The sequence below is a fragment of the Natronorubrum daqingense genome (assembly GCF_001971705.1).
GTDB classification, from domain to species: Archaea; Halobacteriota; Halobacteria; order Halobacteriales; family Natrialbaceae; genus Natronorubrum; species Natronorubrum daqingense.
This window is the reverse complement of the sequence record NZ_CP019327.1, coordinates 1513851-1531528: the sequence shown is the minus strand read 5'-3', so window position 1 is coordinate 1531528 and position 17678 is coordinate 1513851. Positions and strand designations below refer to the sequence as shown.

Sequence of the window (17678 nt, the reverse complement as noted above, 5' to 3'; positions counted from 1 at the left end):
GCCGGTGGAATTATATTGGCCACGCTGGTAGAACCAGCTAGTGAGCGTCAACATCGACAGTCGTGTCGTCCCGCCGGGCAACGACGACCTCGTCGACTCGGCCTGGCAACTCAAAGAGGAGATCAATCGCCAGGAAGGCGTACTCAAGCAGCGACGCAACTTCTTCTCCGATGCGTTTCGTCGTTCGACGGTCCACTGTTACGTTCAAGAAGGCGAGCTAGTCGGATTTGCAGCCGTTCGTCGCGACGGATACATCCTCTTTCTGGCAGTGTCGCCCGAACTCCGCGGTGAGGGAATCGGCAGGCAACTGATCGCCCGCGTCGCAGCGGACAACGACACGATCACTTGCCACGCTCGAACCAGTAACGAAAACGCCCTCCAGTTCTACGAACATCTCGGCTTCGAGATCAAACGCCGAATCGACGACTACTACGAGGACGGCGGCGACGCCTACTACCTGAAACTCGGCTCCGACGTCGGCATCACCGACAAAATCTCGGATCTGATGCGACGGTAACACGCGACGAATCGCTCCGGTTGTTTCCTGCCGTCAGCGACGTTCCGCTACGAGTCATACCGCGCCAACACTCGTCACGAATCCGTCGAATATACTACAACCACTAGCGTCCAGAACAGTCCGGCACAACTATAGTCCCGTATCGACGACTACGTCAGGTGCATGGAGGAGCGAACGAGAGCCTATCTCCGGGGTCGATTTCGTGATCACTACCGACGGACAGAGATCACGCCGCCGCCCGCGGCGAACGAACGCGAGTGGGGATTCATCCCCTGGACCGACGGCCCCGACACGACGATGGTCCGTCACCGGTCGCTCCTCGAGTTAGGCGACATTTCGGAGTTTCTCGTCCGAAAGCGACCGCGCCACGTCTACTTCTCTGCGGGGCGCTTTCGCGATCCCGGCGCGAGTTCGATGAACGAGAAGGATTGGCAATCGGCCGACCTCGTCTTCGACCTCGACGCCGACCACCTGCCGAGTGTAACCCTCGGCGAGGACTCCTACGCCGAGATGCTCGCAAAGTGTAAAGATGCCCTCATGCGACTCCTCGAGTTCCTCGAGGATGATTTCGGCTTCGACGACCTCGAGATCGTCTTCTCCGGCGGTCGCGGATACCACGTTCACGTCCGAGACGAGAACATCCTCCACCTGGAGCGCGAACATCGCCGCGAGATTGTCGATTACGTTCGGGGCATCGGCATGGACTTCGAGGAACTGATCGAGGCCGAAACCGTCGCCGGTCTCGGCCGCAAGACGCCGACGGAGCGACGGACGCTCGAGGTCGACGGCGGCTGGGGCGGGCGCACGCACAACCACCTCATGGCGTTCGTCGACGAGTTGCTCGAACTGGAGGAAGAAGCCGCCCTCGAGCGACTCCAGGCGTTCGACGGAATCGGCGAGGGGAAGGCGACGGCAACGCTCAACGCGGCCCGAAACAACCGCGAGCAACTCGAGGCGGGTAACGTCACCGTCCACACGGCCGTCGCGCAGTTGGCCGAGCGATTCGCGAAACAGGCCGTCGAACGCGACAACGCGCCGATCGACGAGCCCGTCACGACCGACACGAATCGACTCATTCGGCTTCCGGGGAGTCTCCACGGCGGGAGCGGGCTGAAGACGGTGCGACTCGAGCGCGACGAAATCGCGGACTTCGATCCGCTCGACGACGCCGTCCCGGAGACCTTCCGCGAGCACGAAATCGCCGTCGACGTGACCCAGGGTGGCGAGATCGAACTCGGTGGGGATAGCTTTACGGTCTCGGAGGGAGACCAGTCACTAAGAGAGTACGTTGCCGTGTTCCTGATGGCACGCGGCAGAGCCGAAAAAGAGAAAGAATGAATTTAGACGAGTTGCGTTCGGTCCAGAGCAAGGAGCGCCAGAAGGACAGCCTCCAGAATCTGCGCCCCTCGTTCTATCAGGAGGTCGGCGAGTATATCGCCGATCTCGAGGACGAACGCGATCGCGTCGCCGAACAGGCTGACGATCCCTTTTCCTCGCCCGAAGTCGGCCGACTCACCGACGAGATCGAAACCGCCAAAGACGTCGTCGAAGCCATCTACGAGCGACGAATGGGCAAACTCGTCAAACAGGCGAGTCTCGCCGCGGCCGGAATGCCAGCTAACGACGAGGGCCTGACCGCGGAGGAAGTCGACCTTTTCGACGACCTCGTCGAGCGAATTTCCTCGAACAAATCCCGCGTCCTCGACGTGCTCGAGGGAGTCGACATCGGCTCACCGGCGAGCACAGCCAGCGACTCGAGTACCTCGGCCGCTGGCGACGGGTCGCCCGACACCAGCGACCCGGCCCGATCGGACTCGAGTGCGGCCGATCACGCTGTCCCCGAGGACCCCGGCGACGACGCACCGCCGGTGGCGACCCAGGACTCGCCGGCAGCGTCTACGGACGATGAGTCTCCCCGAGTGGCGAACGCGGATGGTGACGAGAGTGGCGTCACACCAGCGGACGTGATGGGCGCTGACGGCCCGACGGCCCACGACGAAGCCACCTCGCAGCCATCCGCGGAGACGGAAGCGGAACGCGATTCGGACGGTTCCATGACTCCCAACGAAGACGAATCGTCGCCCGTCGAACGCGTCACCGTCAAAATCACTCGAGACATCGGGCAGATTCTCGGCGTCGACGAGCGGGAGTACTCGCTGTCGACCGACGACATCGTTACGCTCCCCGAACAGAACGCCACGCCGTTGCTCGAGCAAGAAGCCGCCGAATCGCTCGAGTGAGGTGCCGTTTTTCTCCGCGGAAAGTCAGTGAACGCATCCGATAGAACCGACTTCGGTCAGGGTGCGTGTACCGACCCAGGAACGACGACTCGAATGCCTGCAAGGGGAAATCACAACGCCTACAACGACCGTCGCGAACTCACGGCCATGCTCGACGTTGGCGAGGACGCACCCGAGTTCGAACTGCCGAATCAACGCGGCGAACCCGTCCGCCGATCCGATTTCGACGGCCAGCGACTCGTCGTCTACTTCTACCCGCGTGCGAACACCGACGGCTGTACGACCGAGGCCTGCGAGTTCGACGACGCCAAATCGGCGTTTGCGGATCTCGACGCGCACATCGTCGGAATCAGCGACGACCCGGTCGACGACCTCGAGTCCTTCGCCGGGGAGTACGACCTCTCGTTCGACCTGCTCTCGGACGAGTACGGCGAAGTCGCAACGCTCTACGAATCCTACGGCGAGAAGCGAATGTTCGGCAACACGTTCGACGGCGTCTTCCGGAACACCTACGTCGTCGGGCCCGAGGGCCGAATCGAGGAAGTCTACGAGGGTGTGTCGCCCGAAGGCCACGCCGAAGCCGTGCTCGAGGACCTCGAGTGATCGAGTGAGGGTATTTCAGCACCCCTAAATGCGACGGCGAAGACCTCGCAGTAGTGACACCCGAATCGATCGACGTGACGGCCGTGGTGGCGAACCCGTGCGCTGAGTCGAGGTATCCGACAGTCGCGATGTCTGAACTGACGGTCGATGAGGTGGCGTAGCCGTGGGGCTCAGTGAGAACGACAGGGCCATCGCTTCGTTCACCATGCTCGCCCACGGAATCGTCCACTGGTTCGAACTGGCGATCCCGATTTTGCTGGTCGTCTGGCTCGAGGCCTTCGACGTGAGCGTCGCGCTCGTCGGCGTGATCGTCGCCCTCGGTTACGCACCGTTCGGACTCGGCGCGTTGCCAGCGGGTGTGCTGGTCGATCGCTACGGCCCGCGGCGACTCGTCTTGGGTTGTCTCGCCGGAATGAGCGTCGCGTTCGCGACGCTGGCGATCGCACCCTCGATCTACGCCGTCGCGATTAGCCTCCTCTGTTGGGGCATCCTCGCCAGCATCTACCACCCGGCGGGACTCGCGCTCATCAGTACGGGCGTCGAACGCCGCGGGACGGTGTTCGCCCGGCACGGCATCGCCGGCAATGTCGGGATCGCACTCGGGCCGTTCGCGACCGCGACCTTGCTGCTCGCGTTCGATTGGCGACTCGTCGTCGTGATTCTCGCGATACCGGGGATTCTGGCGACGCTCTACGGCCTCCGCCTCGAGTTCGATCCGACCGCGGCACTCGATTCGACGAATCCAGAAGAGCGTGCCTCGACTGAGAGTCGAAACGAATCTGGCGGCGTGAGCGAGTTCCTCACCAATTCGCGAACGCTGTTCGCAAGTTCGTTTCTCCTCGTCTTCGCGATCGTCACGTTCGTCGGCCTCTACTATCGCGGCGTGTTGACCTATCTGCCAGAACTGCTCCAGGGACTGCCGGCGCTGGACGGGATCGAGCCGCCGGGCGGGCTCGAGGAACTCTCCCTCGGTGAGTACGTCTACGTCGGGTTGCTCGTCGCGGGAATGGCTGGACAGTACGTCGCTGGGAAGTTGACCGATCGCATCGCCGTCTCGAGGGGACTCGTCGTCGTCTTCCTCGGGTTGGCGATTCTCGCGGCGCTTTTCGTCCCGGTGTCGTCGATGGGGCTGCTCGCCGTCGTCGCCTACTGTCTCGTCCTCGGCTTCTCGCTGTTCGCCATCGAGCCCTTCTATCAGGAGGCAGTCGCGGTCTACACGCCACCGGACACGCGCGGGCTTTCCTACGGCTACACGTATCTGGGCATGTTCGGACTCGGGGCGCTCAGCATCTCTCTCGGCGGGTTCTTACTCGATCACGTCTCGGTCGCCGTCCTCTTCGCGACGCTCGCCCTGTTCGCCCTCGTCGGTGCAGCAATCTCCGTCGGGCTGGTGGTTCGCCCACGTCCGCCCGGTAGCGACTCGAGCACCCACTCGAGTAGCGGTGCTGACGATTGATAGTGCGTCGACGTATCGGTCTCGATACGCGCCGTTACCGTTCGTCTCTGGGACAAACAGCAAAATAATGGAACGGACGGGGGGGAGAGACGCACTCGGCGTCACTCGGACGTTACTGGAACGTTCGACCGAGTTGGTCCTGTTCTTCGGCTGGCTCGGCCTGCTGGAACTGTTCTTCGATCTCTTCGTAGCGTTCGCGCGTCTCCGGGGTCACGCTCGCCTTAACCTCTCCGAGTGCGTGCTCGAAGTGGTCTTTGCCGATCCGAACGTTGCCGATGGTGTCGTCGATGTCGTCGGGATCGACGGAGTTGATGAACTCTCGGCTGGCGGCCATCGAGGCCTCGCGAGTGACGGCTTCGATGTCTGCACCGACGTAGCCTTCCGTCGCGCCGGCGAGCCACTCGAGGTCGACCGCGTCCGCCAGTGGCTTGTCACGGGTGTGGACCTCGAAGATTTTCCGCCGTGCGTCCTCGTCGGGCACGGGTACGTGGACGTGTCTGTCCAAGCGACCCGGACGGAGCAGCGCTTTGTCGATCAGATCCGGTCGATTGGTCGTCGCGATGACGACGACGTCCTCGAGTTCCTCGAGTCCGTCGAGTTCGGTCAGCAGTTGGGAGACGACGCGTTCGCCGACGCCGGAATCAGCCTGTCGCTGGCCGCGTTCGCCAGCGATCGAGTCGATTTCGTCGAAGAAGATCACGGTCGGTGCGTTCGACCGGGCCTTCTCGAAGATTTCGCGGACTCCTTTCTCGGACTCCCCGACGTACTTGTTCAGCAGTTCGGGGCCTTTGATCGAGATGAAGTTCGACTCGGCCTCGTTGGCGACGGCCTTCGCGAGCAGGGTCTTGCCGGTGCCGGGTGGACCGAACATCATGACGCCTTTGGCCGCTTCCATATCCATGGCCTCGAAGACCTCGGGGTAGTCGAGTGGCCACTGGATCGTCTCGCGGAGGCGTTCTTTCGTGTCGCCGAGTCCACCGACGTCGTTCCACGTGACGTCGGGAACTTCGACGAAGACCTCTCGCATCGCCGAGGGTTGGATGCCCTTGAGCGCCTCCTTGAAGTCGCCTTTGGTGACCTCGAGCGACTCGAGCACTTCGGCGTCGATTTCGTCTTCCTCGAGGTCGAGATCCGGACGGATTCGACGGAGCGCGTTCATCGCGCCCTCGCGAGCGAGGCTCTCGAGGTCGGCACCGACGAAGCCGTGCGTGTTCGTCGCGTAGTGATCGAGGTCGATCTCCTCCACGAGTGGCATTCCGCGGGTGTGAACCTGCAGAATCTCCTTGCGACCGTCCTTGTCCGGGACGCCGATCTCGATTTCGCGATCGAATCGGCCGCCGCGGCGGAGTGCGGGATCGATGTCGTCGATACGGTTCGTCGCAGCGATGACGGTAACGCGACCGCGTTCCTCGAGTCCGTCCATCAGCGAGAGGAGCTGTGCGACGACGCGGCGCTCGACGTCGCCACCGGCTTCCTCGCGTTTGGCGGCGATGGAGTCGAGTTCGTCGATGAAGATAATCGCGGGGGCGTTCTCCTCGGCCTCCTCGAAGACCTCACGGAGTTGTTCCTCGCTCTCGCCGTAGTACTTCGACATGATCTCCGGGCCGGAGATCGTCTCGAAGTGGGCGTCGATCTCGTTGGCGACGGCCTTCGCCATCAGCGTCTTGCCTGTCCCTGGTGGACCGTGCAAGAGGACACCTTTCGGCGGCTCGATGCCGAGTTGCTGGAACAACTCGGGGTGGCGCATCGGCAATTCGATCATCTCGCGGACCTGGTCGAGTTCGTCGTCCAGCCCACCGATATCCTCGTAGGTGACGTTCGGGACGCCCTCGGCGGAGGTCCCGGGGCCACCGGAACTGACCTGCTCGGCCGGCGTCTCGGAGATATCGATGTTCGTCGAGTCCGTGATGACGACGGTTCCCGACGGCGACGTACTCGCGATCTTTAGCGGGACCGACTGACCGGAGCTAGCCATCGGGCCGAACGAAAGCGAGAACGGAACCGTTTGCCCTTCGGTGACGGCCTGTCCGCTCAGCTTGTCGCGGACGAGCGGACCGATGTCACCGCGGATTCGGAGGTTCTGTGGAAGCGCGACCGTCACCGACTTGGCGGGTTTGACGTCCGCTGGCTCGATCGTCACGCTGTCGTCGATGCCGACGTTCGCCTCCTGTCGGAGCCGACCGTCGATCCGAACGATCCCACGACCCTCGTCTTCGGGATAACCGGGCCAGACGCGCGCGACGGCCTGGTTGTCGTCTTTCCCTTCGATGAGGATGTAATCGCCGTTCTCGAGGTCGAGTTCGCGCATCGAGACGCGGTCGATCGCAGCCAGTCCACGGCCTGCGTCCTTCTGTTTCAGTGGTTTGACGGTGAGTTTCATAGATCGCCCTCCAGTTCGACAGTGAGGACGCCGTTTTTGATAAACGTGTGCGCCTCATCTGCCGTCTCGGGCAGTTCGAATTCGTACTGGTCCTCGCCGATGACGACGATAACGGTTTCGTCGACGAGATCGACCGAGGCCTCGGGTTCGCTGGCCCCGAAGTCGACGGCGAACACCACTGCATCGTCGTATTGGAACCGACGAGCAACCTGTCCCTCGTTTCGGGTGAATTGTTCGAGACTCATGTTCAACTAACCCAAAGTAAGCAATACTACTATTTAAACCTACCGCCAGCAAGGGCCCACACGTGGGGGTGTTTCCGGAAAGAACGTTGTTCGTAGTTCACACCAGGTTGAGTTCGAGTCCGGGCTAGCTGTTCGTTCGTATCGATGACAGCGTATCACCAGCGTTCGTCTCGAGAACTTAAGCCGCTGCCCCCCGTTCGAACCAATATGGACTCGGTAACACATCACGGACGGGAGACGGCGTACGACATCGCCGACCGCGGCGGCGACGGGCCACCGGTCTGTTTCGTCCACGGGAGTGGCGCGTCGCGCAACGTCTGGCGATCACAACACCGACTCGCCGATCAACACCCGATCGTGACGCTCGATTTGAGCGGCCACGGCGAGTCTGACGACATCGCCGCCAGTGCGGGGTACACGACGCTCTCAGCGTACGCCGACGACGTACTGGCCGTCGTCGAGGAGACCGGGAGTCGGGTACTCGTCGGCAACTCGCTCGGGGGAGCCGTCGTGATGCACATCCTTCTCGAGCGCGAGTACGACCCTGACGCCGTCGTCCTGACGGGAGCCGGCGCGCGACTCGGCGTCCTCGACGACTTACTCGAGTGGCTGGCGAACGACTTCGAGAGAGCCGTCGAGTTCCTTCACGGGCCAAACCGGCTCTTTCACGACCCCGATCCGCGACTCGAGGACGTATCGAAACAGCAACTCACCGACACCGGCCAATCGGTCACACATCGAGATTTCCTCACCTGCCACGAGTTCGACGTTCGAGACGAGCTTTCGGGAATCGAGCCACCCGTCCTCGCAATGTACGGCGAGTACGATCAGCTCACGCCACCCTGGTTCCACGAGTACCTCGCCGAGGAGATTCCCGACGCCTGGATCGCCGAACTCGCGGATGCGGCTCACCTGGCGATGCTCGAACAATCCGAGTCCTTCAACGGTGCCGTCGGCGAGTTTCTCGACATCGTTTACGACCATCGCTCGCTGGAGTGACACGACTCCCAACATGTCCGGAGCGCAGTTGGGCCGAGGCCGGTCTCGGTTGGGTAGCGGAGAACGTAGACCGGAGACGGAGCGGCGAAAATCAGTACAACTCCTCGAGGTCGCTCTCCTCGTGACTGTGCTCTTCAGCGGGAAAATCTCCGGATTCGACGGCCGAAACGTAGTCGTCGACGGCCGACTCCATCTCCGCGCGGACGTTCCCGAACTGCTCGGAGAACGATGGCGTCCACTCGCTGATGCCGACGGCGTCGTCGAAGACGAGAACCTGGCCGTCGCAGTCGGGTCCGGCCCCGATTCCGATCGTCGGAATGTCGAGCGCGTCGGTGATTTCTGCGGCGAGATTGGCGGGAACGTGCTCTAAAACGAGCGAGAAGGCCCCCGCTTCCTCGTGCTCGAGTGCCAACTCGAGCATCCGCTCGGCGGCCTCCTGATCGGTTCCCTGCCGTGGGTAGCCGCCGTACTGGTTGACGTGTTGTGGAGTCAATCCGAGGTGAGCCATCACCGGAATGCCGAGTTGGACCATCTTCTCGGTGAGCGAAACGGTGTGTGGGCCGCTCTCGAGTTTGACGGCCTGCGCACCCGCTTCTTTGAGCATCCGGCCGGCGTTCTCGAGGCTCTGGGCCTCGTCCACGCCGAAGGAGAGAAACGGCATGTCGGCGACGACCAGTGCCTCGTCAGTCGCGCGTGTGACAGCACCGACGTGGTGGGCCATACCATCGACGGAGACGGGAACCGTCGTCTCGTGGCCGAGGACGACGTTACCGACGCTGTCACCGACGAGGATGATGTCGACCCCAGCGTCGTCGACGATTCCTGCCGTCGGAGCATCGTAGGCCGTTAGCATCGTGATCGCTTCCTCCCCTGCCTTCGCTCTGACATCCCGCACGGTAGCCATACACACACGTTCGTCCGCGACAAGTAAACGTCACCGTTCTTCGGCCACGCTCGAGCGTCCCGGCTATCGACGACGAAATCTGCGGACCACGAACAGGAACTCGGAGAAATTAAGGGGGGCGGGTAACGACTGCTAGTCGTGCCAGAACCCGTCGAAACGACCGCTCCCGAGGGCGTCGACTACGGTTGGGTGATGCAGGTTACCTTCGTCGTCACCATCCTCGTCGGTGCGCCCATCGTCGCCGTATTCTCGCTCTCCGCCGACCTCCCCTCCTGGGGCGCTCGAGCCGAGTTCGCGATTCGCGTGGGTGCCCCAATCTGGTTTTTGACCGCAATTTCGGTCTTCGCGTACGCGAAGCGACACCAGGAGTGAGACGACCGGAAGATCGGATTTCGAGAACTGACACTCAGACGCCTGATGGACCCTCTCCGACGAACTCGAAGGCGACGCCCGCTCGCTGGGCCGTTAGCTGATCTCGCTCCGAATCGCCGACGAACAGCGACGACCCCGGCTCCGCCTCGAGCGCGCGAACGGTCTCGAGCAACGGCTCGGGGTGGGGCTTTCGCGTCTCGACGGTGTCTCGCCCGACGACTGCATCGACAGCGTGGGAGAGATCGTGCGTCTCGAGGGCGATCCGACAGGCCGCCTCGCAGTTGAGCGAACAGACGCCGACGGGCACCGTTCGCTCGAGGAGTTCGTCCGCGTGCGCCAGCCGTGGCGCCGTCTCGGCACCCTGTCGCTCGTGTGCAGCGATGGCCGACTCGACGTCTGGCCCCAACCCAACGTCGCTCGCTCCGCCGAGGAGGTCCCAAAGGTCCTGGCTCGGAGCCTCGACGTTCGCCCGTTCGTACACCTTGAGGACGTCGGTCGCGACGACGTCCCAGTTCACGTCCAAATCGACGAGGGTCCCGTCCATATCGTAGACGACGGCATCGTACTCGCTCATACCGTTCGAAAGGGACGGGAGACGAATAGTGACTTCGGTGAGTTCGGAACTGAGCGATCGCAACTCCGAACCGTCGACACCGCGTTCACTCGAGCAACTCCCGTGCGATCACCGTCTTCTGAATCTCCGTCGTCCCCTCGTAGATTTCGGTGATCTTGGCGTCACGGTAGAGTCGCTCGACCTCGCCTTCGGTGACGTAGCCGTAGCCGCCGTGGATCTGGACGGCCTCGTTCGTGACGAACATCGCCGCTTCGCTGGCGAAGTACTTCGCCATACTGGCCTCGAGCGCTGCCCCGCCGTCCGCCTCGTGTCGTTTCCGAGCAGCGTCACGGGTGAGCAGACGCGCCGCTCGAGTTCGAGTGGCCATCTCCGCCAGCTTGTGCCGGATCGACTGAATGTCGGCGATCGGGCCGCCGAACTGTTCGCGTTCCTGACTGTAGGCGAGGGCTTCCTCGAGCGCACACTGTGCGAGACCCACCGACTGAGCGGCGATGGCGATTCGGCCGCCCGTGAGGATGTGGAACGCCGCGGAGAGTCCGTTTCCTTCCTCAGTGAGTCGGTTTGCGGCGGGAATGCGCACGCCGTCGAAGGTGAGGCTCGTGGTATCACTCGCTCGCAGCCCCAATTTGTCCTCCGGCTCGCCGACGGAGAGCCCGTCGACGTCGCCGGGGACGAGAAACTGCGTGACGGAGCCGGGATCGTCGCGGTCCGTCTTCGCGAAGCAGATGTAGACGCCTGCGCGCTCGCCGTTGGTGATCCACTGCTTTTCGCCGTCGATGACGTACTCGTCGCCCTCGCGTCTCGCCACCGTCGACATTTCGGCCGGATTCGAGCCAGCGTGGGGCTCCGAGAGGGCGAACGCGCCGACCGGGCGTCCGTCCGCCATCTCCGGTAACCACCGCTCTCGTTGCTCCTCGCTCCCGAATTCGGCGAGACACGACGTCGCGAGCGAGTGGACCGACAGCGCCGTCGCGACCGCGAGCATGCCGGAGGCAACCTCCTCGTAAACGATAGCCGACGTGAGCGGATCTGCGTCGTACCCGCCGTAGGATTCGGGGACCGTCAGCCCCGTCAGGTCGAGTTCCGCGAGCCCGTCCCAGACATCCTCCGGAAACGATTGCTTGTCGTCGGCCTCCATCGCCGTCGGTCGAATTTCCTCGGTTGCGAACGCTCGTACCGTCTCCTCGATCGCCGATTGCTCCGCCGAGAGCTCCATACGGTCGTCCACGGTATCGTTCCACAAAGGTGCTCACATCGCAGCCGAACCGAACGAGACTACGGCGACAGGTCGATCGACTCGAGCGACTCGAGTTGCTCGCGCAACTCGCCCGCCGACTCGGCGTCTTTTCGCCGCAGCGGATCGCGAAGCGGTCCGGCGTCGAAGCCGCGCAAATCGAGTGCCGTCTTGACGCCAGACATGTACGCGCCGCCGGCTTTGAACGCGTCGCGAACGTCGAAGACGTGACTCTGGAGCGTGCGAGCGCGGTCTTCCTCGCCCGCCTCGAAGGCGTCGTAACAGTCGACGACGAGTTCCGGAAAGACGTTCGCGACGGCGCTTACGAGCCCCGAGCAGCCAATTGAGAGGCCCGTGAACAGGAGCGAGTCCGACCCGGCGAGGAAGGTGAGTTCGGGGTGGGCGTCGATCGCCTGGGCGAGCCACGGCACGTCCTTGCTCGAGTCCTTGACGCCGGCGACGGCGTCGATCGCTGCGAGGTCGGCGAGCGTCTCGAGGCCGAGTTCGTTCCCTGTCTTGCTCGGAATGTGGTAGATGTAGATCGGCACGGAGACGGATTCGGCGACGCGTCGGTAGTGAGTCAGGGCCGCCTCGTGATCGAGCGGATAGTAGTAGGGCGTGACGACGACGACGCCGTCGACGCCGACCGACTCCGCGTGTTCTGCGTGCGAGATGGTCTCGTGTGTGCTCGGCGCACCGACGCCGGCGATGACTGGAACGTCGTCGATTTCCTTGACGACCGCTTCGACGACGCCGCGGCGCTCCTCGCCCGTCAAGAGCGGGAACTCGCCGTTCGTCCCGAGCGGAAAGACGCCGTGTGCGCCGCGGTCGACGACGAACCGAGCGTGTTCGGCCGTCGTCTCGTAGTCGACCGACTCGTCGTCGTGAAAGGCCGTAACGGTCGGCGGGACGACGCCGTGGAGCGACAGCGGATCGGCTGTACCGGAATCGTGAGACGCCATGGGTGGTATCCGTCGCGGACGCGCATAAAAGTCGGCCGTGGCTGCGTCGGATGGTTACTCCGTCGCCAGTTCGCCCGTCGGGTTCTCGAGTTGCTCGCTCGCGAGCACGCGATTCGCTCGACGAAGTCGTTCGGAGAGCGCCTGATGGGAGATTCCGAGTTTGCTCGCCAGTTCCTCGAGCGAAATCTTGCGCGGCACGTCGTAGTAGCCCTGGCGGTAGGCTTCGGCGATCGCCTCCTGTTGTGGATCCGTCAGTGCGGCCGTCGTCTCGAGGTCGTCGTCCTGTCCGGCTTCGACCATTCGACGGACGTCGACGCGACAACCCCGATTTTCCATCGCCGAGACGGTTTCCGAGAGTTCCTCTCGGTGAAGGAAGAGCAGTCGGAGCGTCCACTGGCCGTCCGTTACCTGTGCGTCGAGGACCGTCCCCCCGTTCTCGTAGACCGCACAACAGACGGAGCCGACGCCCTCCCCGTATTCCAGCCGGTAGAACCAGTCTCCGCCCTCGGTCGCCTCGAGCAACCGTTGGTAGTCGTCGACCGTCTCGTCGGCCTCGAGCGTCGCCTCGAGTTCCTCCCGTTCGACGTTCGAGAACCAGACGAGTGGCATCGTGCGCGTCGGCCCTTCGGCGACGACGCTTTCGACGGAAATCGACACGTCCGGCAATTGTGCCAACGTATCGCCGAGCGCGAACTCGTCGGCACCGAGTGTGAGTTCTGCGATCGTCGTCATCGGCCGATCACGTCGGTCAGACGACTCCCTGTCGACCGGTACCGATCTCTCGGTCGACGCAACTGCCTCTGAGGTCGATCGGAGAATACGGATCGATCGATCGGCGGACCTGCGTCCAGTTTGACTATCATTCGACCGTCGTCGGGTAAGGGTTGGGACTCGATTCGGCTCATAGTATCAGACACTCCGTGACCGTGACACACCCACGTGGCTCGTGGTACCACCCCGTACTGCCTCGTATCGGTTGATGTGCTGGCCTGTGTGTTCCGGCCGTTTACCACAGCCCATCACGAGCGATGGAACTCACGAGATCGGTCTCTTCGAGGAGTACCCGAAGTCGAGAATTAGCCGAGTCGAGCCAACCGATTGAGCGCGTACACCGTCCGCAACACGTCGACGCTCTTCCCGCGATCGAAGACGAGTTCGTCCGTCTCGAGGACGTGCTCGAGCGTATCCTGTGAGGCGTGTTCGGGGGCTGCTGAGATGCCCGCGTCGTTCTCGTCGACCCACCGCATGACGCGTAGATCGCTCTTCGAGTCGCCCATCACGAGCGAAAACGGGTCGTCGACGCCGAGCACGTCAAGCGATCGTTCGACACCGACGACCTTGTTCAACTCGAGGCTCCCGATTTCGGCCGCGTCGGCTTCGTAGTAGGCCACGTCGATGCGCTCTAAGACCGACTCGAGCGTGCCGGGTAGCTCATCAGCATCGAGGTCGGGGTATCCGCCTTCGCTCTCGAGAACCGCTCTGATCTCGGGATCCTGCGCGGCGTAGAACGCCCGCGTCCAGTCGACCAGCGTTTCCTCGCTTTCGATATCGTCCCCGAGATGGGTTCCGACGGCGTCTGCGAGCAAGTCGATAAGGTAGACCAACGCCGTGTCGATGGTCTCTCTGGCCTTGCTCGAGCCGGTTTCGTAGTTCGGCTTCATCGTGACGTTGAACTCGTTGCCCTGCAGGTGACAGCCACGTCGCAGATCTCCCGGAGCCTCGGGCAACACCCGCGAGCGGATGTCGTCGAACACGTCTCGAATCGTCTCGTCGAGTTCCTCGTAGAGCAGTTGCTTCGTCGCTTCGCCGTGGCCGGGTGTGAACACTCCCGTCCCAGCCTCGTAGACGATCGAGAGTTCGCCCGAGTGAACGATTTCGCTCCCTAATCCCTGGATCGCGAACCCCTTGACGTTCTCTAAGGTCTGGCCCGTACAGATGACGATCGGCACGCCGGCCTCGTGAAATTCGGTCAGTACGTGCAGCGTATCGCGTGGGATTTCGTTGTCCGTGCCGCCGGCGGATCGAAGCGTCTCGTCGACGTCGAGGACGAGCACGTTCACCGCGCGGCCGTACTTCGCCTCGAGATCGAGCGCCGTAAACGCCTGATCGCGAGAGGCACGCGAGGCGATTTCGGCGAACGTCTCTCCGGCCGCGAAATCGGCCCGGATCTCGTTCTTACGTCGCTCGAGTTCCTCGTTCGCGTCCTGCCAGTGCTCGAGGGCGACCCGGGAGTCGACGGCCGGAAACACGTCGACGAACGCCTGATACTCTCCCAACGTTCCGGTGTCGTACTCGTCGTACAGCTGATAGACGAGATCGTACCGTTCCATGGTCCTAGCAGAGAGGAGCAGGCAGATAATCGTTTTCAGGTGGAGACAGGTCGGTGCCCGATTGCTCGAGCGAACGGGGTTTCCGATTCGTCGGAGAACGACGACACGACTATAAAAACGGCGCTCGAATTCGCGAGTATATGAAAAACGTCGACGACTTGATCGAGAGTGCCGCCGAGCTCGCCGCTCGTGGCCTCTCGAAGGGTGAAATTGCGGACGAACTGAACGTCTCCCGGGAGACGGCCAGTTGGCTCGTCGAACGAAGCGGCGCAACGACCCAGCAAACGAATCAGTCGGGACAGGAATCAGCCGCCAGCCCCGCTGGTGGGCCACAGGACATTCACGTCGATTGGTCCGCCATCGGTCGAGATAGCAAACGAATGGGGGCGATCGCGGAGGCGATGGCCGACCTCCTCGTCAAACACGGTAAGGACGTCGACCTCACGATCGGCATCGAGAAGGCAGGCGGCCCGATCGCGACGCTGATCGCGCGCGAACTCGAGACCGATCTGGCGACGTACACGCCGGCGAAACACCAGTGGGAGGAAGGCGACATCGAGGACCTCGGCGGTACGTTTAGCCGGAACTTCGCGGGCATTCGCGACCGGGAATGTTACATCGTCGACGACACCATCACCAGCGGCACCACCATGCGCGAGACGATCGAAGCGATTCGCGCAGAAGGGGGTGAGCCACTGGCGTGTGTCGTCCTCGCCGACAAACAAGGCCTCGAGGAATTAGAGGGCGTGCCAATTTACTCGCTCTTACAAGTAATCAGCGTCGGAAAGGACGAATAACGATTCAATACGTGTTTCGCCCCGTATCGCGCCAGAATCAATCCGTAGTAAAACCGAATCGAACCGGACGACGCCGAGTAATTGTTTGTTTTCAGCAACTTCGTTCGGCCGTTCGGGCTGTGGATTTCGTTCGTACGCCTACAGCCGCTTAGTCGTCTCGAGGACGAGCGAAACGATATACCACTGTCGTTAAACTCACGAAATAACGCCCTCGATGTAACAGCCGGTTGTGCATTGGAATTTGATACTAGGCTCCGAATTCTCTTGACCGTCACTGCCCCACTCTCGGGTGGGATAATGACGGATCGATTAACACGTAGACGACTGCTCGCGCTGAGTGGCGCAGTGAGCTTCGCAGCGATCGCTGGATGTAACGACAACGGTGAAGATCCAGAGGAAGAAGACCCTGCCGAGGAGGATCCTGAGGACGAGGAAGACGATCCGATGGACGACGAAGAAGATGATCCGATGGATGAGGAGGATCCTGAGGATGAAGAGGATCCTGAGGATGAAGAGGATCCTGAGGACGAGGAAGACGATCCGATGGACGATGAAGAAGACGAAGAAGATCCTGAGGATGAAGAGGATCCTGAAGACGAAGATGAGGACGAAGAAGATCCCGAGGACGAGGAGGACCCTGAAGACGAAGACGAAGACGATCCTGAGGATGAGGATGAGGACGAGGACGAGGACGAATCATAATCGCCCACAGCCTCGAGACCTCCAATCGGACGTATTGCCCTCCGAACGACGATTTTTCGGGTGACGAATGTAAACGAGAGAGCGACCTGCGTACCGTCTCGCACAGATAGTGCGAACTCGCGTCCGTACGAGTCAGTGCTCGGTGGTGCTGAGGTCGATCCGTCGTCACGTTCACAGGCGAGGATTGCGACGAGCGCGAGAGACGAATACGGACGTTGCAGCACGGATACGTCGTCTCCCTCGGGACCGAGTACCGGCTGAAGGTAGTGGCGTCGCTCGAGGGGATGACACCATCAAAAATAGCGAATTTGTGCGTGTACTTAGCCGTGAATTCCCATCGCTTCGATCTGCTCTTGATACCGATTCCGGATCGTCACCTCAGTGACCTGGGCGACGTCGGCGACTTCACGTTGCGTCTTCTTCTCGTTGCAGAGCAACGACGCAGCGTAAATCGCGGCGGCAGCGTAGCCGGTCGGTGACTTGCCCGAGAGGAGTCCTTCCTCGGCCGTTTTCTCGATGATTTCGTTGGCCTTGGTCTGGACTTCTTCGGACAGCTCGAGTTCGGAACAAAAGCGCGGGACGTACTTTTTCGGGTCGACGGGGCGCATCTCGAGGCCGAGTTCCTGCGAGATGTACCGATACGTGCGACCGATCTCCTTTCGTTCGACGCGTGAGACTTCCGAAATTTCCTCTAAGCTCCGCGGGATGCCTTCCTTTCGACAGGCAGCGTACAGCGCAGAGGTCGCGACACCTTCGATGGATCGTCCGCGGATGAGGTCTTCTTTGAGTGCACGTCGATAGATGACCGACGCGACCTCACGGACGGACCGTGGGACACCCAGCGCGGATGCCATTCGGTCAATTTCGCTGAGTGCGAACTGCAGGTTTCGTTCGCCGGCGTCTTTGGTTCGGATGCGTTCTTGCCACTTGCGCAGTCGGTGCATCTGACTGCGTTTTTTGGACGAGATAGAACGACCGTAGGCGTCTTTGTCCTTCCAGTCGATCGTCGTCGTCAGCCCCTTGTCGTGCATCGTCTGTGTCGTCGGCGCACCGACACGAGACTTCTCCTGGCGTTCCTGATGGTTGAACGCACGCCACTCGGGTCCAGGATCGATCTTTTCTTCCTCCACGACGAGCCCACAGTCTTCACAGATGAGCTCACCCCGGTCGGAGTCCTTAACGAGATTATCCGATTCGCACTCGGGGCACGCACGAACCCCCTCCTGGTCTTCGGTCTCGTCCGTCTCACGCATTCGCTCCCGCTGGCGGGTGGACCGTGTCATCGCACTTTTATAGTAGTATCACCAAGGTATATAAATCCTCGGTAATCACTTTTGCCGGTTGTCGCAATTATGCCGATATG

Annotated in this window: 18 protein-coding genes; 9 read left to right on the top strand and 9 right to left on the bottom strand. The window is 62.0% G+C overall.

Translation table 11 applies throughout. The features are described 5' to 3' along the window. Positions 1-40: 40 nt before the first annotated feature. From BB347_RS07485 to BB347_RS07465, 5 genes are all read left to right on the top strand, one after another. Complete coding sequence (locus BB347_RS07485; protein ID WP_076582401.1) at positions 41-517, top strand: GNAT family N-acetyltransferase; 477 nt, start codon at positions 41-43, stop codon at positions 515-517. 162 nt (positions 518-679) lie between these two features. Further along, positions 680-1855, top strand: a complete 1176-nt coding sequence (priS, locus tag BB347_RS07480) for a DNA primase small subunit PriS (RefSeq protein ID WP_076582400.1) — start codon at positions 680-682, stop codon at positions 1853-1855. Further along, positions 1852-2757 carry a DNA replication complex subunit Gins51 gene (locus BB347_RS07475; protein WP_076582398.1) on the top strand — a complete coding sequence of 302 codons (906 nt, stop codon included), beginning with the start codon at positions 1852-1854 and terminating at the stop codon, positions 2755-2757. The genes priS and BB347_RS07475 overlap by 4 nt, the downstream gene beginning before the upstream one ends. 147 nt (positions 2758-2904) lie before the next feature. Beyond that, complete coding sequence (locus tag BB347_RS07470; protein WP_076582534.1) at positions 2905-3360, top strand: peroxiredoxin; 456 nt, start codon at positions 2905-2907, stop codon at positions 3358-3360. A 163-nt stretch (positions 3361-3523) separates the two neighbouring features. Beyond that, a complete protein-coding gene (locus tag BB347_RS07465; RefSeq protein ID WP_076582396.1) occupies positions 3524-4816 on the top strand; it encodes an MFS transporter in 1293 nt (430 codons plus the stop codon). Positions 4817-4928: 112 nt separating this feature from the next. Here BB347_RS07465 and BB347_RS07460 read toward each other — a convergent pair whose 3' ends face one another. Next, positions 4929-7196: a CDC48 family AAA ATPase gene (locus BB347_RS07460; RefSeq protein WP_076582394.1), complete on the bottom strand. Its 2268-nt coding sequence runs from the start codon at positions 7194-7196 to the stop codon at positions 4929-4931. Then, positions 7193-7441 carry a DUF7127 family protein gene (locus BB347_RS07455; protein ID WP_076582392.1) on the bottom strand — a complete coding sequence of 83 codons (249 nt, stop codon included), beginning with the start codon at positions 7439-7441 and terminating at the stop codon, positions 7193-7195. The genes BB347_RS07460 and BB347_RS07455 overlap by 4 nt, the downstream gene beginning before the upstream one ends. Before the next feature lie 207 nt (positions 7442-7648). On the opposite strand from BB347_RS07455, the gene BB347_RS07450 reads away from it, so the two are divergent. Next, positions 7649-8440, top strand: a complete 792-nt coding sequence (locus BB347_RS07450) for an alpha/beta fold hydrolase (protein WP_083687760.1) — start codon at positions 7649-7651, stop codon at positions 8438-8440. A 91-nt stretch (positions 8441-8531) separates the two neighbouring features. Here the strand turns inward: BB347_RS07450 and panB are convergent, their stop codons facing one another. Continuing rightward, positions 8532-9344, bottom strand: a complete 813-nt coding sequence (gene panB / locus BB347_RS07445; protein ID WP_076582389.1) for a 3-methyl-2-oxobutanoate hydroxymethyltransferase — start codon at positions 9342-9344, stop codon at positions 8532-8534. A gap of 138 nt (positions 9345-9482) precedes the next feature. Between panB and BB347_RS07440 the strand changes: the two genes are divergently transcribed. Next, positions 9483-9716 (top strand): DUF5822 domain-containing protein, encoded by a 234-nt coding sequence (locus BB347_RS07440; protein WP_076582386.1) that lies wholly within the window; start codon positions 9483-9485, stop codon positions 9714-9716. A gap of 34 nt (positions 9717-9750) precedes the next feature. Here the strand turns inward: BB347_RS07440 and BB347_RS07435 are convergent, their stop codons facing one another. The 5 genes from BB347_RS07435 to BB347_RS07415 all read right to left on the bottom strand — a co-directional run bounded on the left by BB347_RS07435 (position 9751) and on the right by BB347_RS07415 (position 14816). Further along, complete coding sequence (locus BB347_RS07435) at positions 9751-10290, bottom strand: HAD family hydrolase (protein WP_076582385.1); 540 nt, start codon at positions 10288-10290, stop codon at positions 9751-9753. An 85-nt stretch (positions 10291-10375) separates the two neighbouring features. Further along, complete coding sequence (locus tag BB347_RS07430) at positions 10376-11506, bottom strand: acyl-CoA dehydrogenase family protein (protein WP_076582383.1); 1131 nt, start codon at positions 11504-11506, stop codon at positions 10376-10378. Positions 11507-11565: 59 nt separating this feature from the next. After that, the gene (locus BB347_RS07425) at positions 11566-12486 is read right to left on the bottom strand and encodes a dihydrodipicolinate synthase family protein (protein ID WP_076582382.1); all 921 of its coding nucleotides are present in this window, start codon (positions 12484-12486) and stop codon (positions 11566-11568) included. A 54-nt stretch (positions 12487-12540) separates the two neighbouring features. After that, positions 12541-13218, bottom strand: coding sequence for a helix-turn-helix domain-containing protein (locus BB347_RS07420; protein ID WP_076582380.1), 678 nt, complete (start codon positions 13216-13218; stop codon positions 12541-12543). Between the two features lie 344 nt (positions 13219-13562). Next, positions 13563-14816, bottom strand: coding sequence for an HAD family hydrolase (locus BB347_RS07415; RefSeq protein WP_076582379.1), 1254 nt, complete (start codon positions 14814-14816; stop codon positions 13563-13565). A gap of 140 nt (positions 14817-14956) precedes the next feature. On the opposite strand from BB347_RS07415, the gene gfcR reads away from it, so the two are divergent. Both gfcR and BB347_RS07405 read left to right on the top strand, forming a co-directional pair. After that, on the top strand, positions 14957-15613 hold the full coding sequence (gfcR, locus tag BB347_RS07410) for a transcriptional regulator GfcR (protein ID WP_076582532.1): 657 nt from the start codon (positions 14957-14959) through the stop codon (positions 15611-15613). Between the two features lie 297 nt (positions 15614-15910). Continuing rightward, on the top strand, positions 15911-16315 hold the full coding sequence (locus BB347_RS07405) for a hypothetical protein (RefSeq protein WP_076582377.1): 405 nt from the start codon (positions 15911-15913) through the stop codon (positions 16313-16315). A gap of 320 nt (positions 16316-16635) precedes the next feature. Here BB347_RS07405 and BB347_RS07400 read toward each other — a convergent pair whose 3' ends face one another. After that, on the bottom strand, positions 16636-17598 hold the full coding sequence (locus BB347_RS07400; RefSeq protein ID WP_076582376.1) for a transcription initiation factor IIB: 963 nt from the start codon (positions 17596-17598) through the stop codon (positions 16636-16638). Between the last annotated feature and the right edge of the window lie 80 nt (positions 17599-17678).

Excerpts from the sequence above, each read along its gene's own strand:
- priS (WP_076582400.1), top strand. The coding sequence starts at position 680 with ATGGAGGAGCGAACGAGAGCCTATCTCCGGGGTCGATTTCGTGATCAC.
- BB347_RS07475 (WP_076582398.1), top strand. The coding sequence starts at position 1,852 with ATGAATTTAGACGAGTTGCGTTCGGTCCAGAGCAAGGAGCGCCAGAAG.
- BB347_RS07470 (WP_076582534.1), top strand. The coding sequence starts at position 2,905 with ATGCTCGACGTTGGCGAGGACGCACCCGAGTTCGAACTGCCGAATCAA.
- BB347_RS07460 (WP_076582394.1), bottom strand. The coding sequence starts at position 7,196 with ATGAAACTCACCGTCAAACCACTGAAACAGAAGGACGCAGGCCGTGGA.
- BB347_RS07455 (WP_076582392.1), bottom strand. The coding sequence starts at position 7,441 with ATGAGTCTCGAACAATTCACCCGAAACGAGGGACAGGTTGCTCGTCGG.
- BB347_RS07450 (WP_083687760.1), top strand. The coding sequence starts at position 7,649 with ATGGACTCGGTAACACATCACGGACGGGAGACGGCGTACGACATCGCC.
- panB (WP_076582389.1), bottom strand. The coding sequence starts at position 9,344 with ATGGCTACCGTGCGGGATGTCAGAGCGAAGGCAGGGGAGGAAGCGATC.
- BB347_RS07435 (WP_076582385.1), bottom strand. The coding sequence starts at position 10,290 with ATGAGCGAGTACGATGCCGTCGTCTACGATATGGACGGGACCCTCGTC.
- BB347_RS07430 (WP_076582383.1), bottom strand. The coding sequence starts at position 11,506 with ATGGAGCTCTCGGCGGAGCAATCGGCGATCGAGGAGACGGTACGAGCG.
- BB347_RS07425 (WP_076582382.1), bottom strand. The coding sequence starts at position 12,486 with ATGGCGTCTCACGATTCCGGTACAGCCGATCCGCTGTCGCTCCACGGC.
- BB347_RS07420 (WP_076582380.1), bottom strand. The coding sequence starts at position 13,218 with ATGACGACGATCGCAGAACTCACACTCGGTGCCGACGAGTTCGCGCTC.
- BB347_RS07415 (WP_076582379.1), bottom strand. The coding sequence starts at position 14,816 with ATGGAACGGTACGATCTCGTCTATCAGCTGTACGACGAGTACGACACC.
- gfcR (WP_076582532.1), top strand. The coding sequence starts at position 14,957 with ATGAAAAACGTCGACGACTTGATCGAGAGTGCCGCCGAGCTCGCCGCT.
- BB347_RS07405 (WP_076582377.1), top strand. The coding sequence starts at position 15,911 with ATGACGGATCGATTAACACGTAGACGACTGCTCGCGCTGAGTGGCGCA.
- BB347_RS07400 (WP_076582376.1), bottom strand. The coding sequence starts at position 17,598 with ATGACACGGTCCACCCGCCAGCGGGAGCGAATGCGTGAGACGGACGAG.